19 protein-coding genes and 2 pseudogenes are annotated in these 20,920 nt (G+C 68.4%); 13 read left to right on the top strand and 8 right to left on the bottom strand.

The window, feature by feature from the left end:
* Positions 1–18 precede the first annotated feature (18 nt).
* Both CW359_RS21640 and CW359_RS21635 read left to right on the top strand, forming a co-directional pair.
* Positions 19–1,587: a carbohydrate-binding protein gene (locus CW359_RS21640; RefSeq protein WP_105971715.1), complete on the top strand. Its 1,569-nt coding sequence runs from the start codon at positions 19–21 to the stop codon at positions 1,585–1,587.
* A 184-nt stretch (positions 1,588–1,771) separates the two neighbouring features.
* Positions 1,772–3,190 (top strand): ATP-binding protein, encoded by a 1,419-nt coding sequence (locus CW359_RS21635; protein ID WP_105971714.1) that lies wholly within the window; start codon positions 1,772–1,774, stop codon positions 3,188–3,190.
* Positions 3,191–3,255: 65 nt separating this feature from the next.
* On the opposite strand, the gene CW359_RS21630 is transcribed toward CW359_RS21635, so the two are convergent.
* Positions 3,256–3,699 carry a hypothetical protein gene (locus tag CW359_RS21630; RefSeq protein WP_105971713.1) on the bottom strand — a complete coding sequence of 148 codons (444 nt, stop codon included), beginning with the start codon at positions 3,697–3,699 and terminating at the stop codon, positions 3,256–3,258.
* A gap of 138 nt (positions 3,700–3,837) precedes the next feature.
* Positions 3,838–4,203: a hypothetical protein gene (locus CW359_RS21625; protein WP_105971712.1), complete on the bottom strand. Its 366-nt coding sequence runs from the start codon at positions 4,201–4,203 to the stop codon at positions 3,838–3,840.
* Positions 4,204–4,389: 186 nt separating this feature from the next.
* On the opposite strand from CW359_RS21625, the gene CW359_RS21620 reads away from it, so the two are divergent.
* On the top strand, positions 4,390–5,826 hold the full coding sequence (locus CW359_RS21620) for a TerD family protein (protein WP_105971711.1): 1,437 nt from the start codon (positions 4,390–4,392) through the stop codon (positions 5,824–5,826).
* A gap of 172 nt (positions 5,827–5,998) precedes the next feature.
* Here CW359_RS21620 and CW359_RS21615 read toward each other — a convergent pair whose 3' ends face one another.
* Positions 5,999–6,205: a dehydrogenase gene (locus CW359_RS21615; RefSeq protein WP_105971710.1), complete on the bottom strand. Its 207-nt coding sequence runs from the start codon at positions 6,203–6,205 to the stop codon at positions 5,999–6,001.
* A 248-nt stretch (positions 6,206–6,453) separates the two neighbouring features.
* On the opposite strand from CW359_RS21615, the gene CW359_RS21610 reads away from it, so the two are divergent.
* Both CW359_RS21610 and CW359_RS21605 read left to right on the top strand, forming a co-directional pair.
* Positions 6,454–7,101, top strand: coding sequence for a hypothetical protein (locus CW359_RS21610; protein WP_157968608.1), 648 nt, complete (start codon positions 6,454–6,456; stop codon positions 7,099–7,101).
* A gap of 207 nt (positions 7,102–7,308) precedes the next feature.
* The gene (locus CW359_RS21605; protein ID WP_105971708.1) at positions 7,309–7,548 is read left to right on the top strand and encodes a hypothetical protein; all 240 of its coding nucleotides are present in this window, start codon (positions 7,309–7,311) and stop codon (positions 7,546–7,548) included.
* Between the two features lie 233 nt (positions 7,549–7,781).
* On the opposite strand, the gene CW359_RS45915 is transcribed toward CW359_RS21605, so the two are convergent.
* Complete coding sequence (locus CW359_RS45915; RefSeq protein ID WP_198655324.1) at positions 7,782–8,141, bottom strand: hypothetical protein; 360 nt, start codon at positions 8,139–8,141, stop codon at positions 7,782–7,784.
* 157 nt (positions 8,142–8,298) lie between these two features.
* On the bottom strand, positions 8,299–8,721 hold the full coding sequence (locus CW359_RS21595; RefSeq protein ID WP_105971707.1) for a DUF6578 domain-containing protein: 423 nt from the start codon (positions 8,719–8,721) through the stop codon (positions 8,299–8,301).
* Between the two features lie 77 nt (positions 8,722–8,798).
* Between CW359_RS21595 and CW359_RS21590 the strand changes: the two are divergent.
* Positions 8,799–9,044, top strand: a pseudogene (locus CW359_RS21590) (UTRA domain-containing protein); the annotation flags it as partial.
* 90 nt (positions 9,045–9,134) lie between these two features.
* Positions 9,135–9,761, top strand: coding sequence for a DUF6000 family protein (locus CW359_RS21585; RefSeq protein WP_105971706.1), 627 nt, complete (start codon positions 9,135–9,137; stop codon positions 9,759–9,761).
* 76 nt (positions 9,762–9,837) lie between these two features.
* On the opposite strand, the gene CW359_RS21580 is transcribed toward CW359_RS21585, so the two are convergent.
* Together CW359_RS21580 and CW359_RS21575 are read right to left on the bottom strand one after the other, a co-directional pair.
* On the bottom strand, positions 9,838–10,308 hold the full coding sequence (locus CW359_RS21580; protein ID WP_105971705.1) for an NUDIX hydrolase: 471 nt from the start codon (positions 10,306–10,308) through the stop codon (positions 9,838–9,840).
* Between the two features lie 2 nt (positions 10,309–10,310).
* The gene (locus tag CW359_RS21575; protein WP_105971704.1) at positions 10,311–11,060 is read right to left on the bottom strand and encodes a helix-turn-helix domain-containing protein; all 750 of its coding nucleotides are present in this window, start codon (positions 11,058–11,060) and stop codon (positions 10,311–10,313) included.
* Between the two features lie 321 nt (positions 11,061–11,381).
* On the opposite strand from CW359_RS21575, the pseudogene CW359_RS46615 reads away from it, so the two are divergent.
* The 6 genes and pseudogenes from CW359_RS46615 to CW359_RS21545 all read left to right on the top strand — a co-directional run.
* Positions 11,382–11,624, top strand: a pseudogene (locus CW359_RS46615) (DUF7848 domain-containing protein); the annotation flags it as partial.
* 85 nt (positions 11,625–11,709) lie between these two features.
* On the top strand, positions 11,710–11,976 hold the full coding sequence (gene tgmA / locus CW359_RS21565; protein WP_232838511.1) for a putative ATP-grasp-modified RiPP: 267 nt from the start codon (positions 11,710–11,712) through the stop codon (positions 11,974–11,976).
* A gap of 40 nt (positions 11,977–12,016) precedes the next feature.
* Positions 12,017–12,961 carry an ATP-grasp ribosomal peptide maturase gene (tgmB, locus tag CW359_RS21560; RefSeq protein WP_232838510.1) on the top strand — a complete coding sequence of 315 codons (945 nt, stop codon included), beginning with the start codon at positions 12,017–12,019 and terminating at the stop codon, positions 12,959–12,961.
* Entirely contained in the window at positions 12,954–14,087 is a 1,134-nt protein-coding gene (tgmC, locus tag CW359_RS21555) for an ATP-grasp peptide maturase system methyltransferase (protein ID WP_105971701.1), read from the top strand. Before tgmB ends, tgmC begins: the two co-directional genes overlap by 8 nt.
* Before the next feature lie 189 nt (positions 14,088–14,276).
* On the top strand, positions 14,277–14,648 hold the full coding sequence (locus tag CW359_RS21550; protein ID WP_105971700.1) for an effector-associated constant component EACC1: 372 nt from the start codon (positions 14,277–14,279) through the stop codon (positions 14,646–14,648).
* Positions 14,649–14,651: 3 nt separating this feature from the next.
* Positions 14,652–19,433: a caspase, EACC1-associated type gene (locus tag CW359_RS21545; protein ID WP_105971699.1), complete on the top strand. Its 4,782-nt coding sequence runs from the start codon at positions 14,652–14,654 to the stop codon at positions 19,431–19,433.
* A gap of 43 nt (positions 19,434–19,476) precedes the next feature.
* Here the strand turns inward: CW359_RS21545 and CW359_RS21540 are convergent, their stop codons facing one another.
* The gene (locus tag CW359_RS21540) at positions 19,477–20,820 is read right to left on the bottom strand and encodes a lipase family protein (protein ID WP_105971698.1); all 1,344 of its coding nucleotides are present in this window, start codon (positions 20,818–20,820) and stop codon (positions 19,477–19,479) included.
* Positions 20,821–20,920 lie beyond the last annotated feature (100 nt).

Genomic DNA, 20,920 nt, shown 5'->3' with positions numbered 1-20,920 from the left:
TGGAGATGGAGAACCACGATGCAACTGAGACCCGTCATGGCGTGCTTCGGCCTGCTGGCAGGCACCGTCGTCGCACTCTCCGGCACCGTCACCACCGCACAGGCCGCGACCACGCGGTACGAGGCCGAGACCGCCCCGGCGGTCTGCACCGGCACCATCGACTCCGACTGGACCGGCTACTCCGGCAGCGGATTCTGCAACGGCACCAACGCGGCAGGCGCGTATGCCCAGTTCACCGTGTCCGCACCCGCATCGGGCACGGCGACACTGAGCGTCCGCTTCGCCAACGGCACCACGACCGCCCGCGCGGTGAGCGTCATCGTGAACGGCACGACGACCACGACGGCGACCTTCGAGAGCACCGGTACCTGGACCGGCTGGACGACGAAGACCCTGACGGTGCCGGTGGTGGCGGGCAGCAACACGATCCGCCTGAACCCGACGGCCGCGGCGGGCCTCCCGAACATCGACTACGTCGACGCGAACGTCCCCGACGGCGGTACGACACCACCGTCGGCGTCAGCCCTCTACGTCTCCCCGACGGGCACGGACGGCGCGGCGGGCACCTCGACGGCTCCGACGACGCTCACGTCGGCGATCGGCCGCATCACGCCGGGCGGCACGATCTACGTACGGGGAGGCACGTACAACTACGCCGCGACGATCACGATCCCGGTGGGCAACAACGGAACGTCGGCGACCCGCACGACGCTCTCCGCGTACCCGGGAGAGACCCCGGTCCTCAACTTCTCGGCGCAGACGGAGAGTTCGTCGAACCGGGGCCTGCAACTCAACGCCAACTACTGGCACATCAAGGGCCTGGTGGTCGAACGGGCGGGTGACAACGGCATTTACGTCGGCGGCAGCAACAACGTCGTCGAACGCACGGTGACCCGCTTCAACCGCGACACGGGCCTCCAGCTCGGCCGGATCGCCTCCAGCACCCCGGCCGCCGACTGGCCGGCCAACAACCTGATCGTCAGCGCCGAGTCGCACGACAACGCCGACTCGGACGGCGAGGACGCGGACGGTTTCGCGGCGAAGCTGACGACGGGCGCGGGCAACGTCTTCCGCTACGCGGTCTCCCACAACAACATCGACGACGGCTGGGACCTCTACACCAAGACGGACACGGGCCCCATCGGCCCGGTGACCATCGAGGACTCCCTCGCCTACGAGAACGGCACCCTCACCGACGGCTCCCAGGCGGGCAACGGCGACCGCAACGGCTACAAGCTCGGCGGCGACGACATAGCGGTGAACCACGTGGTCCGGCGGAGCATCGCGTACAACAACGGCAAGCACGGTTTCACGTGGAACAGCAACCCCGGCACGATGACGGTGTCGGACAACGTGAGCATCGACAACACGGAACGCAACTTCAACTTCGACGGCGGCACATCGGTCTTCCGCACGAACACGTCGTGCCGCAGCGGCAGCGGCACGAACGACCGGATCATCGGCAACTCGGACACGACGAACCAGTTCTGGTCGGGGAGCAACGGGGCGCGGTGCGCGTCGTACGGGGGCGGGCTGAACTGGTCGTTCGCCTCTGACGGGCGGCTGGTGGTGACGTTCGGGGGGTAGCCGGGACGCGCACGTGGGTCCCGGCGGTGCCGGGCGCCTTCGGGTCGGTGATCCGGGGGCGTCCGGCGGTCGCGGCGCCGGGCTCCTCTTTCGAGTGAACGCCGATGTTACTAACATCGATGTTTGTAACATTGATGTTAGTAAGTCTGTCCAGGGTGGTGGCAGACGTACGGAGGGCGATGACATGGGCGGTTTCGTCGGCAGGACGCGCGAGCTGGAGACGCTGAACCGGGAGTTCGCCAAGGTGTCCGCCGGGGTCGGCGGGGAGCGGCCCGGGCGGTGCCTGATGCTGCGGGGGCGCCGGCGAGTGGGGAAGTCGCGGCTGGTCGAGCGCTTCGCGGAGCGGTCCGGCGCCCCCTTTCTCTTCTACGCGGCCACGGGAGCGTCGCCACGGATCGATCTCCAGCGGCTCGGCCGGGATGCCCAGGCGTCGAACCTCCCGCTGGCCGGTCTGCTGGCCGCGGCCCGCCCGGAGAGCTGGGACGACGCCTTCGACGTACTCGCGGCGGCCCTGCCCACGGACCGGGCGAGCGTGCTGGTCATGGACGAGGTGCCGTATCTGATGGACGCGGAGGGGGCGTTCGAGGGCACGTTGCAGCGGGCGTGGGACAGGGTGCTGGAGGCCAGGCCGGTGCTGCTCGTCCTGATCGGCTCCGACCTCTCCATGATGGAGGCACTGAACAGCTACGGCCGCCCCTTCCACCAGCGCGGACGCGAGATGGTCCTCGGTCCCCTCGACCCGGCCGAGGTGGGCGGGATGCTGGGCCTGGCCCCGGCCGAGGCGTTCGACGCGGCGCTGATCACCGGTGGACTGCCGCTGATCTGCGCGGAGTGGCCGCACGGCGCGGGGGTCTGGGACTTCCTGTCGTCGGCCCTGGCCGATCCGGTGTCGGCTCTGCTGGTCTCGGCGGAGAGGTCGCTCGCCGCCGAGTTCCCGCAGCAGGCACAGGCCCGTACGGTGCTGGCGGCGATCGGAAGCGGCGAACGGACCTTCAGCAACATCGCCCGCGCCGCCGGCGGCATCGGGTCGACGCCGCTCCAGCGCTCGCTGGCGATCCTCGCGGACAAGAGAGCGATCGCGGCCGAACTCCCCGTGTCCACGAGTCCTTCGAAGGACCGGCGCTACCGGGTGGCAGACCCGTATCTCCGCTTCTGGCTGCGCTTCCTCGGACCGGCGATGGAGGAGATCGAGCGGGGCCGGGGCGATCTGACGCTGGGCCGCGTCCGCGAGAACTGGACCAGCTGGCGGGGCCGCGCGGTGGAGCCCCTCGTACGCGAGGCACTGGCCCGCCTGCTGCCGGACGCACACCTGCCCGCCGCCTCCGCGATCGGCGCCTACTGGACACGTACCAACGACGTGGAGATCGACATCGTAGGAGCCGACCGGGCGCCCATCGCCAAGGAGTTGCTGTTCGTCGGTTCGGTGAAGTGGCTGGAGAACGCGCCTTTCGACCGCCACGACCTGGCGGCGCTCCTGCGCCATCGCGCACTGCTCACACCCGACCCGATCCCCCTGGTCGCGGTCTCGCGCAGCGGAACCGACTGCACGGGACTCGACGCCGAGTACGGCCCGGCGGAACTGCTGGAGGCATGGTCCGCCTGACGCACTTCCGCCCCGAGCGGGCGATTCGGCACCGGCATCCGGCCCGGCATCCGGCCCGGCCGCCGTCAGTCGCCGGAGTGTCCCCAGAAGCGGATCTCCTGCGGCTTGCCCTCGTCGTCGTGCAGTACGGCGCACCGTCCGACCCAGCGGGACCGAGGGAAGACGTCGAACTCCGGTATGTGCGCTCGGGTCAGCTTCTCCGTGCCGAGCAACTCGCGTGCCTCCTCGGCCGTCACGGGCTCCACGGTGTTGTAGTCGGGGGTGTCGTCCGGTCCCAGCACGACGAAGACGTCGAGGATCGAGTGGGTACCGGCTTCATGGACCAACTCGACCTCCCACAGCTCCTCCAGAGTCCGCGGCCGGGGCTCCCGCTCCGCCTCCGGCCGCCAGTCGTCACCGTTGACCCAGTAGTAGTCCCCAGCCTCGAACACCGCTCGCCGCAGCTGCTGCAGCGCGGAGTTCAGATCCTCCTGGTACGGCACGCAGTAGTCCCACCCGGAAGCTCCCACCGGCTTTCATCCCCTCCCAGCCATCCATGTCTGCCTACGACGGCGGAAGTTAGCAGCAGGCTCTGACAATCCGGGCTCGCGGCTGGGGGAAACCGCTTCTGTCGCAGGCCGGTTGTTCTCGCCACGCTCCACCCACTGTCACGGCCGATCGCTGACGCGGAACTCCATCCATTCGATGCCCGGAATGCTGAAGTGCGCGCCGACGTTGGCGGCGGCGACGCCCTCGAACTCCCGCTGCCCGCCAGCCCCTTGACTGCCGAGGCTCCAGGGCGTCGCGATCTTCCAGGCACAGTCGAGGACGGTCATGAGGGCGTGCTCGGGGGCGGCGCACCGGAGCGGGGAGACCAGCCGCAGCACGGCCAGTTCGGGAAACCTGCAGTACCGCTCGTAGTTCTCGATCTCGACAGGCCGATCCAGCCGGTCCGCCATCCGTCCGACCACCCGCTCGGCGGCACGGCGATCGTTCGCGTGTACGTGACACCGCCATTGGATCGTCTCGAACATGGCGGAAACCATACGGCCCGGCGGGGGCATTGGTGGTCCGAACCGGCGGCCTGGTGCGGCCCGGGGCCACGCCGCACGGTCAACCGCCGCCAGCGCCAGGACGCTTGTGGGAAAGGCCTTCCGTACGGGATCTCGTGTGACAAGGTGACACGAAGGTGACGTACGGATTCGGTGGGGGTGGGCGGGATGCCGGAACTCCGCAAGGGCGAGAACACGGCGGTCGGTTCGGGGCGTGTCACCGCCGAGCTGCACACGGTGGGCGATCCGATCGACCTCAGCGCCCTCCTGGTCGCGGCGGACGGCAGGGTCAGGTCCGACGACGACCTCGTCTTCTACAACCAGCCGTCCGCGGAGTCCGGTTCGGTCCGCCACCTCGCCGCGGACACCGACGGCCCCGAGCGCGTCGAGATGGACCCGGCCGCCCTCCCCGCGGACGTGGACCGAGTCGTCCTGGTCGCCAGCTGCGACCCCGACGACGCGACGCGCACCTTCCGTGACGTGAAGGAGGTGCTGATCCGCGCGGTTCAGCAGGACGCGGATCCGGTTCGCTTCTGCCCGCCAGCGCTGGTCGACGGGGAACGCGCCGTACTCCTGATGGAGCTCTACCGCCGGGGCGAGACGTGGAAGCTCCGCGCGATCGGCCAGGGTTACGCCAACGGCCTGGCGGGCCTCGCGACGGACTTCGGGATCGAGGTGGAGGAGGAGCGGGAGGAGCAGGCGGCGCAGGAACAACAGGAACTGCCGGAGTCGCGGGAGCAGTCCGTGGGAGAGCCGTCCGTGGGGGAGCGGACCGACGCGGGAGGAGGCAACTCCACGCCGCCGGCCCCTCCCGAGCCCGTCACCGCACCCGCCGTCCCGACGAACCTGCGCAAGCCCCCGCTCGGCGCGATCAGCCTCGACAAGGGCGGTCAGGTCGCGATGAGCCTGGACAAGAACGACCGCGAGCTGGTGGTCACCGCCTCACTGGAGTGGGACGGCGGCAGCGAACAGCGCCGCAGACAGGGCGCGGACCTCGACCTGTACGCCTTGTTCGTCCCCGCCACGAAGGCCCTCCAGGGAGGCAAGACACCGGGCACGTTGGTCAAATCACGCCACAAGCCACAGGGAGTACCCCTGCGCCCAGGCACGCCGACACCGGCAACGGGGAAAAGCGCAGCTACAGGAACAGGAACAGGCACAGAGACGGCGAAGAAGGGCAAGGGCGCGGACGTCGTCTACTACAAGCGCCTGGGCTCGGTGAAGGGCCGGCCCTACATCCGCCTCGACGGCGATTCACGCGTACCCGGCCGTGAGTCACTTCGCATCGTCCGCCCCGCCGAGCAGGGCTACGTACTCCTCTGCGCCTATTCCGCGGTCAGCAACGGCGTCGGTTCCTTCCGCAGCTTCGGCGCGAAGATCGTCATCACGGACGGCCTCGGCTCCACGGTCACCGTCCCGCTCTTCGAGAACACGAGAACCCGCTACTGGGTGGCCATCGCCCTGGTCGACTTCACCTCACCCGACGGTGCGGCGATCCACCACATCGAGGCATACAGCGCCCGCATGACCGAACGCCGGCCGGTCCTCCATCCGGACGGGACCATTGAGATGAACGCGGGGCCGGTCGAGTTCAAGAGACGCTGACGGACGGGACAACTCCCGTCCGGGTGACGGGCGGACGATTCCGGTGCCGATGTTGGTCATCACCTGCCACCGCTTTAGGAGTTCGATCCACGCCCGCTTTGAACGCTGTCGGCGACTGATGGGACGGCCGGACAGGGTTGCTGGTCTGCGGCCCTGTCCGGCGTCGTTGATGTCAGCCGTCCATCAGGTCCGGGTAGGGGCAGACTTCCAACTCGGCGGTCGGACGGTCGGCCCACTTCCACCAGACGTGTTGGTTGGAGCATCCCCAGACCATACGGCAGGTGCGGCGGTCGTCCTCCTCGCGATGGCACAGCGCCATCGCGCCAGCCTTCAGCGGGCCACCGCACTGAGGGCAGGTCGGTACGGACTCGGTCGGCATCCCTGCAACGTACCCCTTGGCTCCGGCGGTCAGAGCTCTCAGCTTGGGAAGCTCAGGTGTTCTGCAAGCCGTGACTGCCCTGACCTGCGACGGAACTTGAACCGAGTCCGAGCGGATGCAGACTTGTTCCCCGCTGTTCCCCGTGGTTCTCCGCGAGACCTGGCACGCATCTGACACGTCAGGCCGGTGCCTCGCCAACATCTGGCCTACTGCACGATTCTCACTCGTACGCCCTTACGATGCGGGTCATGGGGACGTCTGATTCCACACCACTCATACGCGCTTGCTGGCTCTCATGGCTCGCGGTCGAGACCGTCGATCAAGCGGAGTTGGTGAAGGCCCTTGGCTTGATGGATGCACGGGAGACCACCTGGGCCGATGGCGTGGAACTCATCGACGAGGTGGCGCATGACGAGGAGGAGCCGTTCTCCACAGTCGTCGTTACCCCGACCATGCAGGGGTGGACCCTGGTCGTCGGACCGTACTTCGGCCTGTCCTATCCGCAGCAGACAGTGCACGTCACTGACCTGTGCCGAAAGTTGAGCGCGCACTTCGGCAAAGCCCAACTCTTCTTCCACAGCGAGCAGAACGACGGGGAGGCGTGGCTGATCGCCGAACGCGGACGGATCCTCAGACGTTGGATCAGTGAGAACCCGGAGCTCGCCCTGGGCGAGCCGTTCGGAGTCGAGCGACGGCTCCTTGACGCCTATGGCATCACGGGGAAGCCCGAAGATCTCGCCCCTGACAGCGACCTGGCCGGCGACTGGGCGGCGACGTGGGGGGATTGCTGGGCGACGACGGTCGCAGAGGAAAACAGTGTCGACCCCACGAAAGCCGCCGCCGATACGGGCTCAATCAGCGGCATGCTGGTGGCAGTTGCTCCACCCTTCGAGTAAGCGCACCGCTTGCCCGCGGAACGTCCAGCGTCTCGCACACGGCTCCGGAGGCCCCTCACCCTCCATGCGAACTACGGGCACGGTGGTCACTGAGGTCCGCCAGGCACGTCAGGTGGTTGCTCAGGGCCGGTGGTGTGGTCAGGGCTGGTCCGATGGTTGCTGTACTTCGCTGCTGTACGGCAGGAGGCTGATGACAGACTGAGCGGTATGACCACACGGCCACGGATCGGCTCTGTCTGGGCTCGGCGCTACCCCGGCTACCCACAGCACGACTTCGACTTCCGGGTAACGGGAGTGTTCACCAGAGACGATGTCACCTACGTCGAGGTTGAAGAACTCGAAAGTGGCTCACCTCGCAGGGGACTTCTTGAGTACATGCTCGATTACGCCGAGCCCCTTAGTACCGAAGACCTCCACGACGTGGCAAAGGATGAGCAAACGCCCTGATCGGTCTTGAAAACCGTCGTGGCAGCGATGTCACCGTGAGTTCGAATCTCACCGCTTCCGCAGGCGAACGGCCCCTGACCAGGTGAATCGGTCAGGGGCCGTTCTCATGTCCGCTGTCCTTCAACCACCGTGGTTCCCCGTCAGTTCCCGGGTGATCGGGCACGCAAGGGGCACGGCGTCACTCGTAGAACCGTGCTGCGCTGAGGGCCCGTGCCATGAACGCCCAGTCGCCCTCAGGCGGGAGCTCCTGGGCGCTCGTTGGGCTCCAGTGGGAGGGGCTCGCGTTCGTCTCCCCAGTCATCGAGTCTGAGCCTGACTTGGAAGTTGCGCTCCGCGTGATCGACCACGCTCCCACTGATAGCGAACCCCAGTGGGGGAGGGACGGTTCCGGGCGGTGAACCGAAGATCTCCGCCAGACCGACCGCGTCTGGCACCCCGTCGATCTCTACGAACACGCCGAATCGCTGTCGGCCGATGACCTTGCCGGTCACGGCGGCACCCACTGGCAGCGCGGTCACGGTTGCCGGCCAGGCCCGTCGTATGTCCTCGGGCGTCGGATCCCCCGCACCGTTCGGCCACGTGTACTCCGTCATGCGCCGCATCCCCCGGTGACCGTGTACTTGAACCTCTGACCCCATCCTTATCAGGTCGATCGAGGCACCCTCTCGACCACGATGAGCGTCCACTGGACCCTGGTCCTACCTGCCGCTGAGGTTCGGCGCTGATCGGCAACGTACGCCCGTGTTGGTGTCAACTGCTGGTGTCAGACGACCTAAGCGCACTTGACAGTTCGGTCCGCTCGGCTGTCACAAGGTAGCCGGTGAAGTCGACGTGTGGGCGAGTCGCTGCCCGTCCGTCCGCTTGTCGGACCGGTACCAATTCGGTTGTGCCTGGTACCGGATGTCGCACGTTCGACGTGCTGTCTGAGGGCACTTCGTACCGGCAGTGCACTTCTGTGATGGTCAGCACCTGCAACCGGGTTGGCGCGTGCTCGCCTTCCCCGCCGTGATGCTCCTCGCAAAAGTCGATCTCCGCAGCACGTTCGCTTCCAACGAGGTCGGCGTAATCCTCGGGATCGACCTCCAGCAGGTGCCACGAGACGACATCCCCCGGCGTGAAGTTCTCCCCGCAGCACTGGATCTGCCAGTCATCGACCCAAATCGTCAACGTCATGTCGTCATTGTCCGCAGAGTGTCCCGCGCTCACCAGGGGTTTTGCTCGCATCCTCCGCACAGACCTCAACCCACCACTACGGGCCCGGCGGCATCTACGCCCGGCTTGAGGAACTCGGCCACCGGCTCGATCACTTCGAGGAGGAGATCCGCGCCCGGATGCCCGCGCCCGCCGAGGTCAAGACGCTGCGGCTGGCCTCCGGAGTGCCCGTGATCCACCTCATCCGCACCGCGTACGACACCGAGGGGCGGGCCGTCGAAGTCTGCGACACCCTGATGGCGGCCGACGCGTACGTACTCGCGTACCAACTGCCCGCAACGTGATGTGTGGCCGTGGCGAAGTACGGATCGCTGTGCCCTGGGCGGAGCGTCCGCTGCTGGTCTGCGGGCTTTCTCCGTACCAGGATGCTGCCTATGCGCCTCACCGGTGAAGAGTTCGAACTGCTCAAGTTGACCCGCCGCTATGTCGCGCGCGACCTTCGGTATTTCAAGCTCGGCGGCGCACTTCTCGGTATGAGTGGACGCGACCGGGCCAAGTTCCTGCGGAAGTTGGGCAAGGCTGCGGGTGAGATCAGTCCTCGTGAGCTGGGCATGTTGCTTGACCGGGGATGGCGTGAGAGGGGAACGGCCGCCTGGCTCATCGCCGTTGCCGGCCGGACCGAGTTCCGGGAACGTCTCGGTGAACTCCTGCTCGCCAGCGCGGGGCCCTTCGCGGGGCAGGATTACTGCGTTGCCTTGGCTTCCTTCGGCACCTCCGCCGACGCTGACCTCCTGGTTGCTTACCTTGACCGCTACCTGCCTCGCCTTGACCTCTACTACGACCAGACGGCCGCCCTCGGCGCGCTCCTGTTGCTCGACGCCAGGCTCCGTACCGACCATGCTGCCCGGTTCCTCGTCCCGGGCGGACTCTGGCAGCAGTGGATCGATGGGCCGTCCAGCAAGGAACGGGGAGACCCCGAAGACCCCGACGACTACCGGGAGTTCATCGGGATGCTCTGCGCTTTCGTTGATGAGAGTGCCCAGAACTGCCGGACACGGTGAGACCGCCGACCTCTGTTCCGAGCGTTGGCCCGTGTGCGGCGAGCATGTTGGAGAGGCATGGCCGCGAGGCTCTCGGTCAGCCGAGATAGGGCTGGTCGCGATGGTCCAGGAAGTGCTGGATGCGCAGCCGTTGGGTGTGGTGCATGGGCAGTGTGTCCAGCTCTTCCTGCGGAACGAACCGGAGTTCTGTGGACTCGTCGGAGATGGTGAGTGTGCCGCCGATGATGCGGGCGGTGAAGCAGACGTTGAACTGCCGGCGGATCTCACCGTCGGTGTAGGCGATGACATGCTTCGGGTCGGTGTAAGTGCCGACAATGCCTGTGATCTCGACGTCCAGGCCGGTTTCTTCCCTGACTTCGCGGACTGCCGTTCCGGGTAGTGAGTCGGTGAGGTCCATGCCGCCACCGGGGAGTGCCCACAGGCTGTTGTCCCGTCGGCGCTGGAGCAGGATGCGTCCCTGTTCGTCGGTGACGACGGCCGAGGCCGCGACGACCATGCTGTTCGGCTTGGGTGCCTTCGGATCGTCGTAGTACTCGGTTCGTGCCATGGTCAGCCTTCCCGCTGCTCTACTCGTGCGGCTGTCGCCCACACCGCGTTGAAGCTGTCGACGTAGGTGTCGAACATGCCGCCCTCCCCGCTGCGGCGAAGATGCCACACAGGTGCGCCGTACGCGTTCGTCCCCCAGACGTGGGCGTTCACCAACTGCTGGTCGTCCGCCCGGTAGAGGGAGTTGTAGAGGGTGGTCCCATGTGTCCGGATCTCGATGTTCGGTGTCCCGATCAGAGGGCGGTAGTGCATCAGGGCCAGTCTGCAGCGCGACTCGATCCCGTGACCGAACTTCTCTTCCTGACCACGTGCGTGGACGTTTTCGCTCCCCGCGTCACCGATTGCGATGCGGACTGCGCAGCCGTCAGCCGCTCGTTCCCGCAGTAGGTCGTTCAGTCGCGGGTACGCCTCGTGCAGGAAGACGGCCGCGTACACGAGCACGTCGATGTGCTCGCGGGCTTGGGTCAGTATGTCCACGAACGTAGAGACGGGGATGTCCGCCCGCTGCTCGTAGAGCGCGACCAGTTCCGGGCTTATCGCGCGGGCGGAACGAGCCTGCCGAAGTGCCGGCCACAGTGCGTGCACGTCTTCTCCCAGGGCGTCTGCTGCCCGGGCAGCCGTGGCACGACGCGGTGTACGCCCGAGATTCACCCAGCGCTCGACTGACTTGGGGTCGACCTCGACGGCCTTCGCAAGAGCGGCATGCGTCCAGCCTCCGGCCGCCATGGCGGCACGAAGTCTCTCGTTCGGCACGAGTCTCCCCCTGTTCCTCGGGACGGCACCAGGGACGTTCTACCCGATGCGGGACGTCCCCAAGTGGGCTTTGTGGGAGGTTCCTTCGTCCTGCTGATCGGTGTGAGGATCACAGATGACCCTGCGGCACCTGAACGCCGGGGGTACGGTCCACTCCGCTGAGGAGCGCCAACGTGCCGAAGAAGAGCGACTGTCCTGCCGCACCGCCGCCGCGGCTTCGATGACGTCCCACGGTTCCGATGCGGATCGGTACCAGACTGAGCCGCCGGTACAGAACCTGATGGTGGACCAGCCAAGGTCGCTGCGGCCAACGGGCGTTGGGGGACTGTTGGCCCGCGTGCTGTTCTTCGGTACGAGACGTGGACGCTCGAACCCGACCGTGAACCCGACGCCGAGCCGACGACGTACGCCATGCAGTGCGCCGTGGACGGCGAGGCGTCACCTCCCGGTGAGGACTTGGTCGCATCGCAGGACTGGGTGTTGCGGCACTGCGGTCAGCATCCGTCGCATCACACCTACCGGGAGATCATCACCCGACCGTGGCGTTCCTGGCGGCGGACCTGAGCCGCCGCGTGGGGAGCCCATCAGCAAGCTCTCCAAAGCGCTCGAATCAACAACGTCAGTGTCCGCCCTCTAACAAGGAGGCACCTTGTTGCAAGCCACGACCACTCCGCCGACCTCGCCCCCTTGGGGCATGCGCCGCATGGCACCCCTCCGCAACGGTGAGCTATCTCCCTGGCGGTACGCGGGACTTGACCCGCACACCCAGACCGGTCGCTGGGTCGGTGGCGACGGTCGCATGAGCCCCGTCGAACTCGGCAAGCACGGTACGTCCGTCAACACCTATCCGCCCACCCAGGTCGGCAAGGACGGAAAGGTGGACGGCGACTCCGGCCACGACGCGACTCAGGACTAGGGAGGACTGGAGAGGAGGTGTGCCCGTGGATGGACGTCCGGTGCTGGTCTCGACCCAGTACGAAGACGCGACCGCCGATCTGGTCATCGCGGAACTGAACCGGCGGCGGGTTCCCGTCCTGCGCTTCGACCCCGGGCGGGACTTCCCCGGGCCGGCGGTCCTGGCGGCCCGCGTCGGTCCGGGCGGGTGGAGCGGCACACTCGCGGTCGGGGAACGCTCCGTTCCCCTCGATTCCGTACGTGCTCTCTACCATCGGCGACCCAATGCCTACAGCCCGTACGACGGCAGCCAGGCGGCGGGTTACGCCGCGCAGGAGAATCGGCGTGGCCTGGGCGGTGTCCTCGGCGCTCTTTCTGGCTGTCTGTACCTGAGTCACCCGCAGGCCATCGCGCGCGCCGAATACAAGCCCGCCCAACTGGCCGCCGCCCACCGCGTCGGCTTCGTGGTACCGGCGACCCTCATTACCAACGACCCGTACGAGGCGAAGGTATTCGCGGCGCAACAACCCACGCTCTACAAGCCGTTGCACGCCGCCGCGTACGACGTCGACGGTGAACCCGCCGGAATCTGGGCCTCCTCGGTGGGGCCGGGTGAACTCGACGAAACCGTGAACCGCTGTGCCCACCTCTTCCAGGCGCTCGTACCCAAGACGTGTGACGTGCGCGCGGTGGTCGTCGGCGGCCGGGTGTTCTGCGCCCGCATTTCGGCGCCGCCCGGTGTGGTGGACTGGCGCGCGGAGTACCGGAAGCTTCGCTACGAGGCGGTTGAGTGTCCGGACGAGGTCCGTGACGGTCTTCTTGCGTTCCTCGCGAGCTTCGGGCTCGGTTTCGGGGCGTTCGACTTCGCCGTCACCGCCGACGGAACCTGGTGGTTCCTGGAGTGCAATCCCAACGGCCAATGGGCCTGGCTGGAAGCGGCGGTAGGCCTGCCCGTTACGAAGGCTGTCGCCGACCTCCTGCAGAACGGAGAACTCGCACGTGACTGACCCCGCATCCGCCGAGCGACTGCGTGCCGACCTTGCCCGGGCCCTCGTCAAGGCCGGTGTCCTGCGTACACCCGGCTGGGAGGAGGCCGTGGTCGCCGTGCCTCGAGAGGCGTTTCTGGCGCGTGGCTGGTTCGAGCATGACGACCGCTGGTACCGGCCCGCGTTCCCCGCCGACTCCGTCGGCAGCCTGGCGCGTGTCTACGAGGACGACAGTCTCGTGACCCAGGTCGGCGGAGCCGTTTTCCCGGACCAGGTGGAGGGACGTATCTCCGCGGCGCCGTCCTCCTCCTCGACGATGCCGAGTCTCGTCGTACGCATGCTGGAGGAACTGGACGTCACGCACGGCACGCGCGTCCTGGAAATCGGTACGGGTACCGGCTACTCGACGGCTCTCCTCGCCCATGCCGTCGGCGCGGACAACGTGACCACGATGGAAGTGGACCCCGAGGTCTCCGCCCGCGCCGGCATCGCGCTCGCGGGCGTGGGCTGCCATCCCTCGCGTGTGGTCGGGGACGGTCTGGCCGGGCATCCCGGTGGGGCTCCGTACGACCGGGTGATCGCCACCTGCGGAGTCCGTACCGTTCCGGCGGCGTGGATCGAGCAGACCCGTCCCGGCGGACGGGTCCTGGTCACTGTCGGCGGGTGGATGCACGCGTCCGAGCTCGTCAGTCTCACCGTCCATGGCGATGGCACGGCCAGTGGTCCCGTCCTCGACGGGCACGTCTCCTTCATGCTCGCCCGCCCTCATATCCCGCCCCCGTTCGGCCTCCTGCCCGACTTCGGTGAGGCGGAGGTGGAGCCCGCCGTCCTGGGCGCCGACGTACTGGACGATTGGGCACCTCGGTTCGTCGCGCAGTTCGCCGCCCCCGGGGCCCAACACCTGACTCTGTCCCGGGGCGATGGCATCGATCAGGTCGATCACGTCGTGATCGACGTGGAGGCCCGGACATGGGCCTGCCTCACCCAGGACGCGGACGGACAGTGGACGGTTCGGCAGGGAGGGCGGGAACGGCTCTGGGACGACATCACCGAGCGGCTCAAGGCGTGGCGCGCGGCGGGCGAACCGGCTGCCGGACGGCTCCGGCTGCACGTGGGTCCCGAAGGTCAGGCCCTCTCCTGGGACTGAAGTTCGCACATCCGGGTCCTCGCCGTCGGCAACCGTCCCGAAATCTACCGGCAGGCTCCACGGGCTCCGGCGGCAGGCGCACCTCGTCCCGCTCTTTCGCTGCCCAGAGCGGCCCCTTGAAGCAGGCCACCTCGCGTGATGTCCCTGGTAACGTGCATCACTTGACGAGTCGTCGGCTCTGGGGGGCAAGTGAAGATCGCGCTTCGTCTGGTGGACGCCGGTGCCGGTGAGTTGGAGGCGCTTGAGGACTGGCTCAAGGCCGAGCGTGGGCTGCGGCGGGTGGTGATCGAGCGGGAGCACGCGCCCACCAAGCCCGGCGACATGGGGCTGTTGACGGACTGTCTGCAGTTCAGCGTCGATGCCGGACTCTTCGGGGTGCTGGCCCAGTCGCTCATCGACTACTGGCGGTCCAGGGGCGACTCCGGTCCGGCGGAGGAGCGGCCCGCGCTCCGGATCGAGCGGGTCGACGCTCCCGACGGGACCAAGACGCTCACCGTCGAGGTGCGTGATCCCGAGAGCGTGGAGGCCGCGCTTCGCGAACTGCGCGGCTCCCTCGAGTAGTTCATGGACCTCAAGCCGCCGAGTGCGAAGAAGTCACGGGCCGTTCTCATCGCGTCGGGCAAGTTCACCGACGCCACGTTCACCGAACTCGACGCGGTGGAGCGCACGGTCAAGGCGCTCAAGAGCCAGCTGGGCGATCACAAGGTCTGGGGGCTCAGCTACGGCCACTGCCAGGTGGTCGAGGCCGACGAGTGCACCCGTGAGGAACTCCTCGAAATCGTGCGGGAGGCTTCCCAGGCCGCCGAGGACTCCTTCGTTCTCTACTTCGCGGGGCACGGCGTGAACGTGAAGGGGCGGCTGCTGCTGCCGCTTCCGTACTCCGGAGCCGGTGAGTCCGGCACCATGCTCGACTTCGCCGATCTGATGAAGGCGGCCGACGCGGGTGGCGCGCGGACCAAGCTCGCGCTGATCGACTGCTGCCATGCCGGACTCGCCATGGACGCCCTGCCCTTCGAGCAGCACGTGCACGGCGAAGTGCCCGAGGGCTGCTACGTCATCGCCGCCTGCGAGGCCAACCGGACCGCCAAGTCGCCGCAGGACCACCAGTTCACCGCCTTCGGGCGGGCCCTCATACGTGTGCTCGCGAACGACGGTCCGCCCGATCAGGAGTTCTGGACTCCGGCCCAACTCTTCGCGCGAGTCAGTGAGTTGCTCACCGGCGGGGAGTATCCCCAGCCGGTCACCAATGGGGCGCCCGTGGGTCAGCTGCCCTGGGTGAAGAATCGTGGGTACGACAGGTTCTATGTGCCGGCCGATCTCTCCGGGCCTTCGGCGGGTGACGGTTCGCGCCGCGCGTCGGAAGCCGTCGAGCGGGTCCGGTATCTGGGGCCCGATCCGTCGCTGCTGCCGACGCCGTTCCTCGGTCGTGACGACCTGCTTCGTGAGGCCGGTAGGCGGGTGCAGGCAGGTGACGTACTGCCGGTGACCGGGCGGAGACTGGTGGGCAAGTCCGCGCTGCTCACCGCGCTCATGGCCCAGGCCGACACGCTGACCCGGCTGCCCAAACCGCCCGTCGTGCTGGAGATCGCGCCCAACTCCAAGGCGGAGAAGCCGCTGTTGAACGCCATCGCCCAGGCGCTGCGGCTGACCCTGGACGACAGCGATCTGCCGGCGGTCGCCGACACCAGGGCGGACAGTCTGCTCGGCCTCATCCTGCCCCGGCAGGTCAAGGGCAGAAGTCTGATCCTGGTCGTCAAGACGCAGAGATTCGATCTCGCGCGTCCGGAACTCGCCCGCGAACTGGACGAGTTGCTCCAGCAGGACGTCGTCAAACAGGCCACCGTCATCGTGGAGACCACCGACCCCTTCGTGCTCGACGAGGGGCGCTGGCGACCGCAGCCGTTCGCCGTGCCCGAACTGAGCACGCGCGACGCCCTGTCGCTCATCGGTGACCTGCTGACCCGCGAGAAGCTGGCCACGGACGTCACCGCGCTGGACTACGTCAGTGACGAACTCGTCCGCCGGCCTGGGGTCATCAGGCCGGCCGTCCGGCTGGTGGCCAGTCAGCAAGGCCAGGACGACTTCGACAGTCTGCTCGCCGGTCGTCCCATCGGCGGCGGTGCGGTGCGGGAAGTCGTACCCGGGGATGTGGACGAGGCTCTGATGAACGTCGCGCTTTCGGCCATCGACGGCGCCTGGGAGCGGGCCTGGTCCGAGACGGGGAGCGCGGACGCCGCCGAGGCCCAGGCCCTGCTCACCGTGTGGGGCGTGATCGAGGAACTGTCCCTGCCCCCCGACATCCTGCTGGCCCTCGGGCTGCCGAAGAGCGCGCTGTCGGTGCTCTACCGCGAAGGAGTCCTCGTCGTCGGGCGGTCGGAGGCCGTCCCCGGGACCGCGGACGAGTACCGGCACTTCGTGGAGATCGGTCTCGTCGGCCGGGAGGCGCTCAGGAAGGACCTGCTGGACAAGGTGTCCGCCGCCACCGAACCCGGCGCCGGGCAGTCCCTCGCCGACCTCGACCGGCGGCTCACCACAGCTGCCCGGCGGCTGGTGGCTGCCGTACTGCCGAGTGGGAGCCCCGACGGGCGGCCGGACTCGTCCTCGGACGAGATATCCCGGGTCGTCGAGGCGCTGGACCGGGCGACGGGATGGCTCGACCGCCATGTCCCCGACGCGCTGGCGGGGCTGAGCCACCGGCTCGGCCTCCATGTCGACGGCCTGACCACGGACGCGCCATGGACCGCCGTCGCACAACCGATCGAGCCCCCGACTGCCGAACCGGCATCGATTCCTGCGGATATCGGGGATGTTGTGGATAGCGGAGATAGAGGAGATGGAGGGGATCGCGGGGTTACGGCTACGGTGCCCGCCGGTCCGGCCGCAGGCGCCGTACAACCGTGGGAGCGGGCCGAGGAGTTGTACGCCGCGGCCGGGCGCCTCGCGCTCGCCTCCCGGGTACCCGCGAAGGAGGCGAACGCGGGCCGGACCTTCCTCAACCTGTTCGACCACGCGGTGTCCCTGCTGGCGGACCGCCGTGAGGTCATGCCCTGGCAACTGCTGCGCTCGGTCGACCAGTCGGGTCTGCACGGGGCACGAGGGCATCGTGTGCTCGCCGAGACGTTCCCGGCCCGGGTGCGGCTGGCCCGGCAGTTGGCGGTCCGGACGGCGGACCGGACCGACGTCGGGCTCAACGACCTGCTGTGGTCCGTGTCCTGGGCACTGAACACGGCCGGCGCACAGGTCGCGGCCAATGACATCGACTCCGTCGGCGACACGCTCCAACTCGCGGACCGGCTCATCGCGATGCTGCCGCCGCCCTCCGACGCGCGGGCCCAGCAGAACCAGAACTGGCTCCACTACCGGATGGCACGACTGCGCTTCACGACGGCGGTGACACCGGAGGACCGGCTCGCTGCCGCGCTCGCGGCCTACAATCTCGCCCGCAGGAACACCCTCCTGTCCGTCTCCCTGCCTGAGCGGCTGCACCGGTGGACGCGCAACCTCCTTGCGAGCGGGCTGACTTACGCGCAGGAGATCCGGGACGACCCGGAGCGGGTGGCCCTGGCCGAGACGACCATGGCCACGCTGGAGGAGGTCTGGGGACCCAGCGACGAGTGGGTGACGCCCCTGCTCACCGAGGTGTCCCGCTTTCTGCGCCGGGTGCACGAACGTCACGCCGACTCCGGTCTGCAGTACGAGGGCGCACTGAAGGTCCTCGCCCTGCTCCAGCCCCGGAACCAGGGCCCGGGGGCGGGCCCGGCCGAACCCATGGACGCGGCGCACCGGGTCGAACTCGCCGAGGCGCACGCCTTCCTGGCCCACGTACTGCTGGAGCGCAACAAGCCGGTCGAGGCCCGGCGGAACCTCCGCAAGGCCGTCGGGATCGCCCGCCAGGCCGCTAAGGACTTCCCCTCCTCGCACACCCACCGGACCTGGCTACGACTGCTGCGCGTCACGGAGGACTGGTTCGGCGACGGCGGCGGTCGGAAGCTGCTGCCCGACCACGCCCGAGCGGTGGAGGAGGTCCGCGACTGGCTCGCCGGCGGCCAGGAGGTGCGGAAGGGAAACCAGTCGATGGCCCAGCTGCACCTGTGGTGCCTGGAGGCCGACTGGCGCCGGGAGGGCGGTCTGTCCGCCCCGCAGGGGAGCCCGGGACCCCAGACGCCCTGGAAGACCGGCCGTACTCCCGAGCAGACCCGGATGGACAAGGTCTACCGGAACCGCACGAGCGCGCTGCAGTCGCACGAGAGCGAATACGGCGCGACCTGGGCCCTGTTCGACACCCGCTTCGCGCTCATCCGTGAGTACCAGCGCTTCACCGCGATCCACAGCAGGCATCCCCTCGAAGTCGACCACACCCCCATCTGGGACCTCCTGGCCGAGGCCGAGGAGCGCTTCCCGCGCGACCGGACGAGGGCCAAGCGAATCCGTGCGTCCTACCACCGCTACATCTGGGAGTACGGCGAAGCGGCTCGGCTGTACGTCGAGGCGGCCCGCGAGGAGACGCACGGCGACCGGCTCCGCCGTGCCCTCGTGGAAGCCGCCGAGTGCCTGCTCAGCCAGGCGCTCTACGAGGAGGGGCTGACCGACGAGGAACGGGAGGGGGTGCTGCGCAAGGCCTCGGACCTGCTCCAGGAGGTGGCCCCGCTCCACTCGCAGACCCACCTCGTGACGGTGCTGTCCGCACGCATCGACCTCGAACTGCACCAGCGGATGGACCTGGACCTGGCCTACAGCACGTTCGCCAAGTACCTGGGCAACGACTACGTCGGCAACTCCATGCCCTACCTTGAGGAACTCCGGCAGAGCGAGTCCGAGTCCGCCGAGTCCGCCGAGACTCCCGACGCGTCCGACGATCCCGACGCGTCCGAGAGCCCCGACGCATCCGATGCTCCCGACACGCGCGCCGTGGACAAAGTCATGGAGAAGTACTTCACGGACGGCGAAGTCCTGAGGTCCCTGGGAGGCCTCTTCCTGCGGCACGCGATCATCAACGGCGAGCGCAACCCGGAAGTCGCGCTCGACAGCGCGTGGCGCGCCTACAACTGCTTCGACGGGCGAAGGGTGATGGAGACCCGTTTCGGCAGCAAGGAATGGGTCGACACCGCCTTCCTGCGTGGTCACACCATTACGTGGGCAGCGGAACTCACCGACTCCGCCTCTCCTTTCGCCGCCGAGAGCGGGAGGCAAGGGGGATGGCTGCACCTCGCGGAACCGCTGCTGGACAGAGCGCGCCAGCGCAGCGCGGGAGGCTTCCATCGACTGGTCTGGGTCTGGATCAGACGGCTGGCAGACCTGAGAAGCCGCCTGGACGGAAGAACCGACGGAAATCCGGCTGGGGAGTAACGGAAATCCGGATGGGGAGTAGGGGAACAACTGGCCCCGGCGCTCAGCAGTTCGAGGTCGCCGCCTTGCCCGACAGCCGCTTCGTGAGCCAGTCCACCGCGTTTCCCTGATCCACCAGGAGCGGGGCGAAGTGGTTGAGGAGCGGGCTGATCACGTTCGGCAGGAGTATCGGTTTGTACGTGACGTCCGCGCCCTTCGCGCACCAGTCAGCCGCGAGACGGCGGGCCTGGGCGTACGGGACCAGGTTGTCGCTGACGCCCGTCGCGATCCGGACCGGACTCGTCGGTTTCAGGGTGCCGATGCGCTGGCTGTCCAGGAACTTCTGGAGGGCCGGGGTCGACGCGATGATGTCGGAGACGGACCTGCCGTCCGTCGTCCACCGGGTGCTCTTCGTGTAGGCGTAGCCGAGCAGTGCGTCGCCCACGCACATCGTCGACAGGTCCGTCAGGGCCGCCTTGCCCGCCGCGTTCAGGTGGGCCTCGGCGATCGGGCGCAGGCTCGGGTCCGACTGCAGGAAGCCGTTGAGGGACCAGCCCAGGGCGCCCGTCAGTTCGCTGCCGTCGATCGCCTTCGTGACCGCCGCCAGGTCCGCGGGCGGGGCGCCCGCGTAGGTGCCGGACAAGGTGATGTCGGGTGCGTACGACGGCTGCAGTTCCGCCGCTGCCGCCGTCGCGCCGCCGCCCTGGCTGTAGCCGAACAGGCCCACCCTGGAAGCGGAGTCGAGCGAGGTGCCGGGGAGGTCGCGGGCCGCGCGTACCGCGTCCAGTACCGCGTGGGCGCCGTCGAGGCGGTTGACGTACGTGTGGAGGCGGTCCGTCGCGCCCAGGCCGGCGTAGTCGGTGACGACCACCGCGGCGCCGGTCGCCAGGAGGCGGTAGATCGCCACGTCCTCGTAACCGACCGACACCGTACGGCCGTTGAGGAGCAGCGGGTGTTCCAGGCCGAGGGAGGCGGCGCACTGGTCGCCCTGGCCCATCGTGCCGGGGGCCACCGCGACCAGCGGGCGGGAGCCGCCGCCCTTCCAGGCCGCCGTCGGTTCGATGTAGGCGCCGGTGACGGCCATCGGGGCGCCGTTGGAGTCCGTCGACTTGTACATCAGGCGGGTCGCCCGGCCGGGCAGCGGGCCTTCGAGGGTGGGCAGGGTGAGGGCCAGGGGGAGGGGCTCGGTGCGGATCAGGGTGCCGTCGCCGGCGGGGAGCGTGGCCGGCGGCGTGTAGAACGCCGGGATCTCCACGCCCCGGGACACGACCGGCTCCGTGGAGGAGGCGGTCTCCGCCGTGGCTGTCGTGGCTGCCTTGGCTGTCGTGGTCGTGTACGGGAGTGCCTGGGCGCCCAGGCAGGTCGCAGCGGTGATGGCTGCGGCCAGGAGTCGGCTGCGTACGGGCATGGCGAACCTCCTGTGGAGCGGCTGTCAGGAGCGGGGATTGGGGGGAGCGGTGCGTTGGCGCCCGCGTCCACGGGCGTCCTCGCGCCGCCTCTCGTTACCT

It is taken from the genome of Streptomyces geranii (genome assembly GCF_002954775.1).
Classification (GTDB): domain Bacteria; phylum Actinomycetota; class Actinomycetes; order Streptomycetales; family Streptomycetaceae; genus Streptomyces; species Streptomyces geranii.
Note: the sequence above shows the minus strand (reverse complement) of the source record. Positions and strands in the feature narration are given on the sequence as shown.

Coding starts and splice junctions, on each gene's coding strand:
- CW359_RS21605 (WP_105971708.1), top strand. CDS start 7,309: ATGACCACACGGCCACGGATCGGCTCTGTCTGGGCTCGGCGCTACCCC.
- CW359_RS21625 (WP_105971712.1), bottom strand. CDS start 4,203: ATGTTCGAGACGATCCAATGGCGGTGTCACGTACACGCGAACGATCGC.
- CW359_RS45915 (WP_198655324.1), bottom strand. CDS start 8,141: ATGACGGAGTACACGTGGCCGAACGGTGCGGGGGATCCGACGCCCGAG.
- CW359_RS21585 (WP_105971706.1), top strand. CDS start 9,135: ATGCGCCTCACCGGTGAAGAGTTCGAACTGCTCAAGTTGACCCGCCGC.
- CW359_RS21610 (WP_157968608.1), top strand. CDS start 6,454: ATGGGGACGTCTGATTCCACACCACTCATACGCGCTTGCTGGCTCTCA.
- CW359_RS21580 (WP_105971705.1), bottom strand. CDS start 10,308: ATGGCACGAACCGAGTACTACGACGATCCGAAGGCACCCAAGCCGAAC.
- CW359_RS21635 (WP_105971714.1), top strand. CDS start 1,772: ATGGGCGGTTTCGTCGGCAGGACGCGCGAGCTGGAGACGCTGAACCGG.
- CW359_RS21640 (WP_105971715.1), top strand. CDS start 19: ATGCAACTGAGACCCGTCATGGCGTGCTTCGGCCTGCTGGCAGGCACC.
- CW359_RS21620 (WP_105971711.1), top strand. CDS start 4,390: ATGCCGGAACTCCGCAAGGGCGAGAACACGGCGGTCGGTTCGGGGCGT.
- CW359_RS21540 (WP_105971698.1), bottom strand. CDS start 20,820: ATGCCCGTACGCAGCCGACTCCTGGCCGCAGCCATCACCGCTGCGACC.
- CW359_RS21615 (WP_105971710.1), bottom strand. CDS start 6,205: ATGCCGACCGAGTCCGTACCGACCTGCCCTCAGTGCGGTGGCCCGCTG.
- CW359_RS21545 (WP_105971699.1), top strand. CDS start 14,652: ATGGACCTCAAGCCGCCGAGTGCGAAGAAGTCACGGGCCGTTCTCATC.
- CW359_RS21595 (WP_105971707.1), bottom strand. CDS start 8,721: ATGACGTTGACGATTTGGGTCGATGACTGGCAGATCCAGTGCTGCGGG.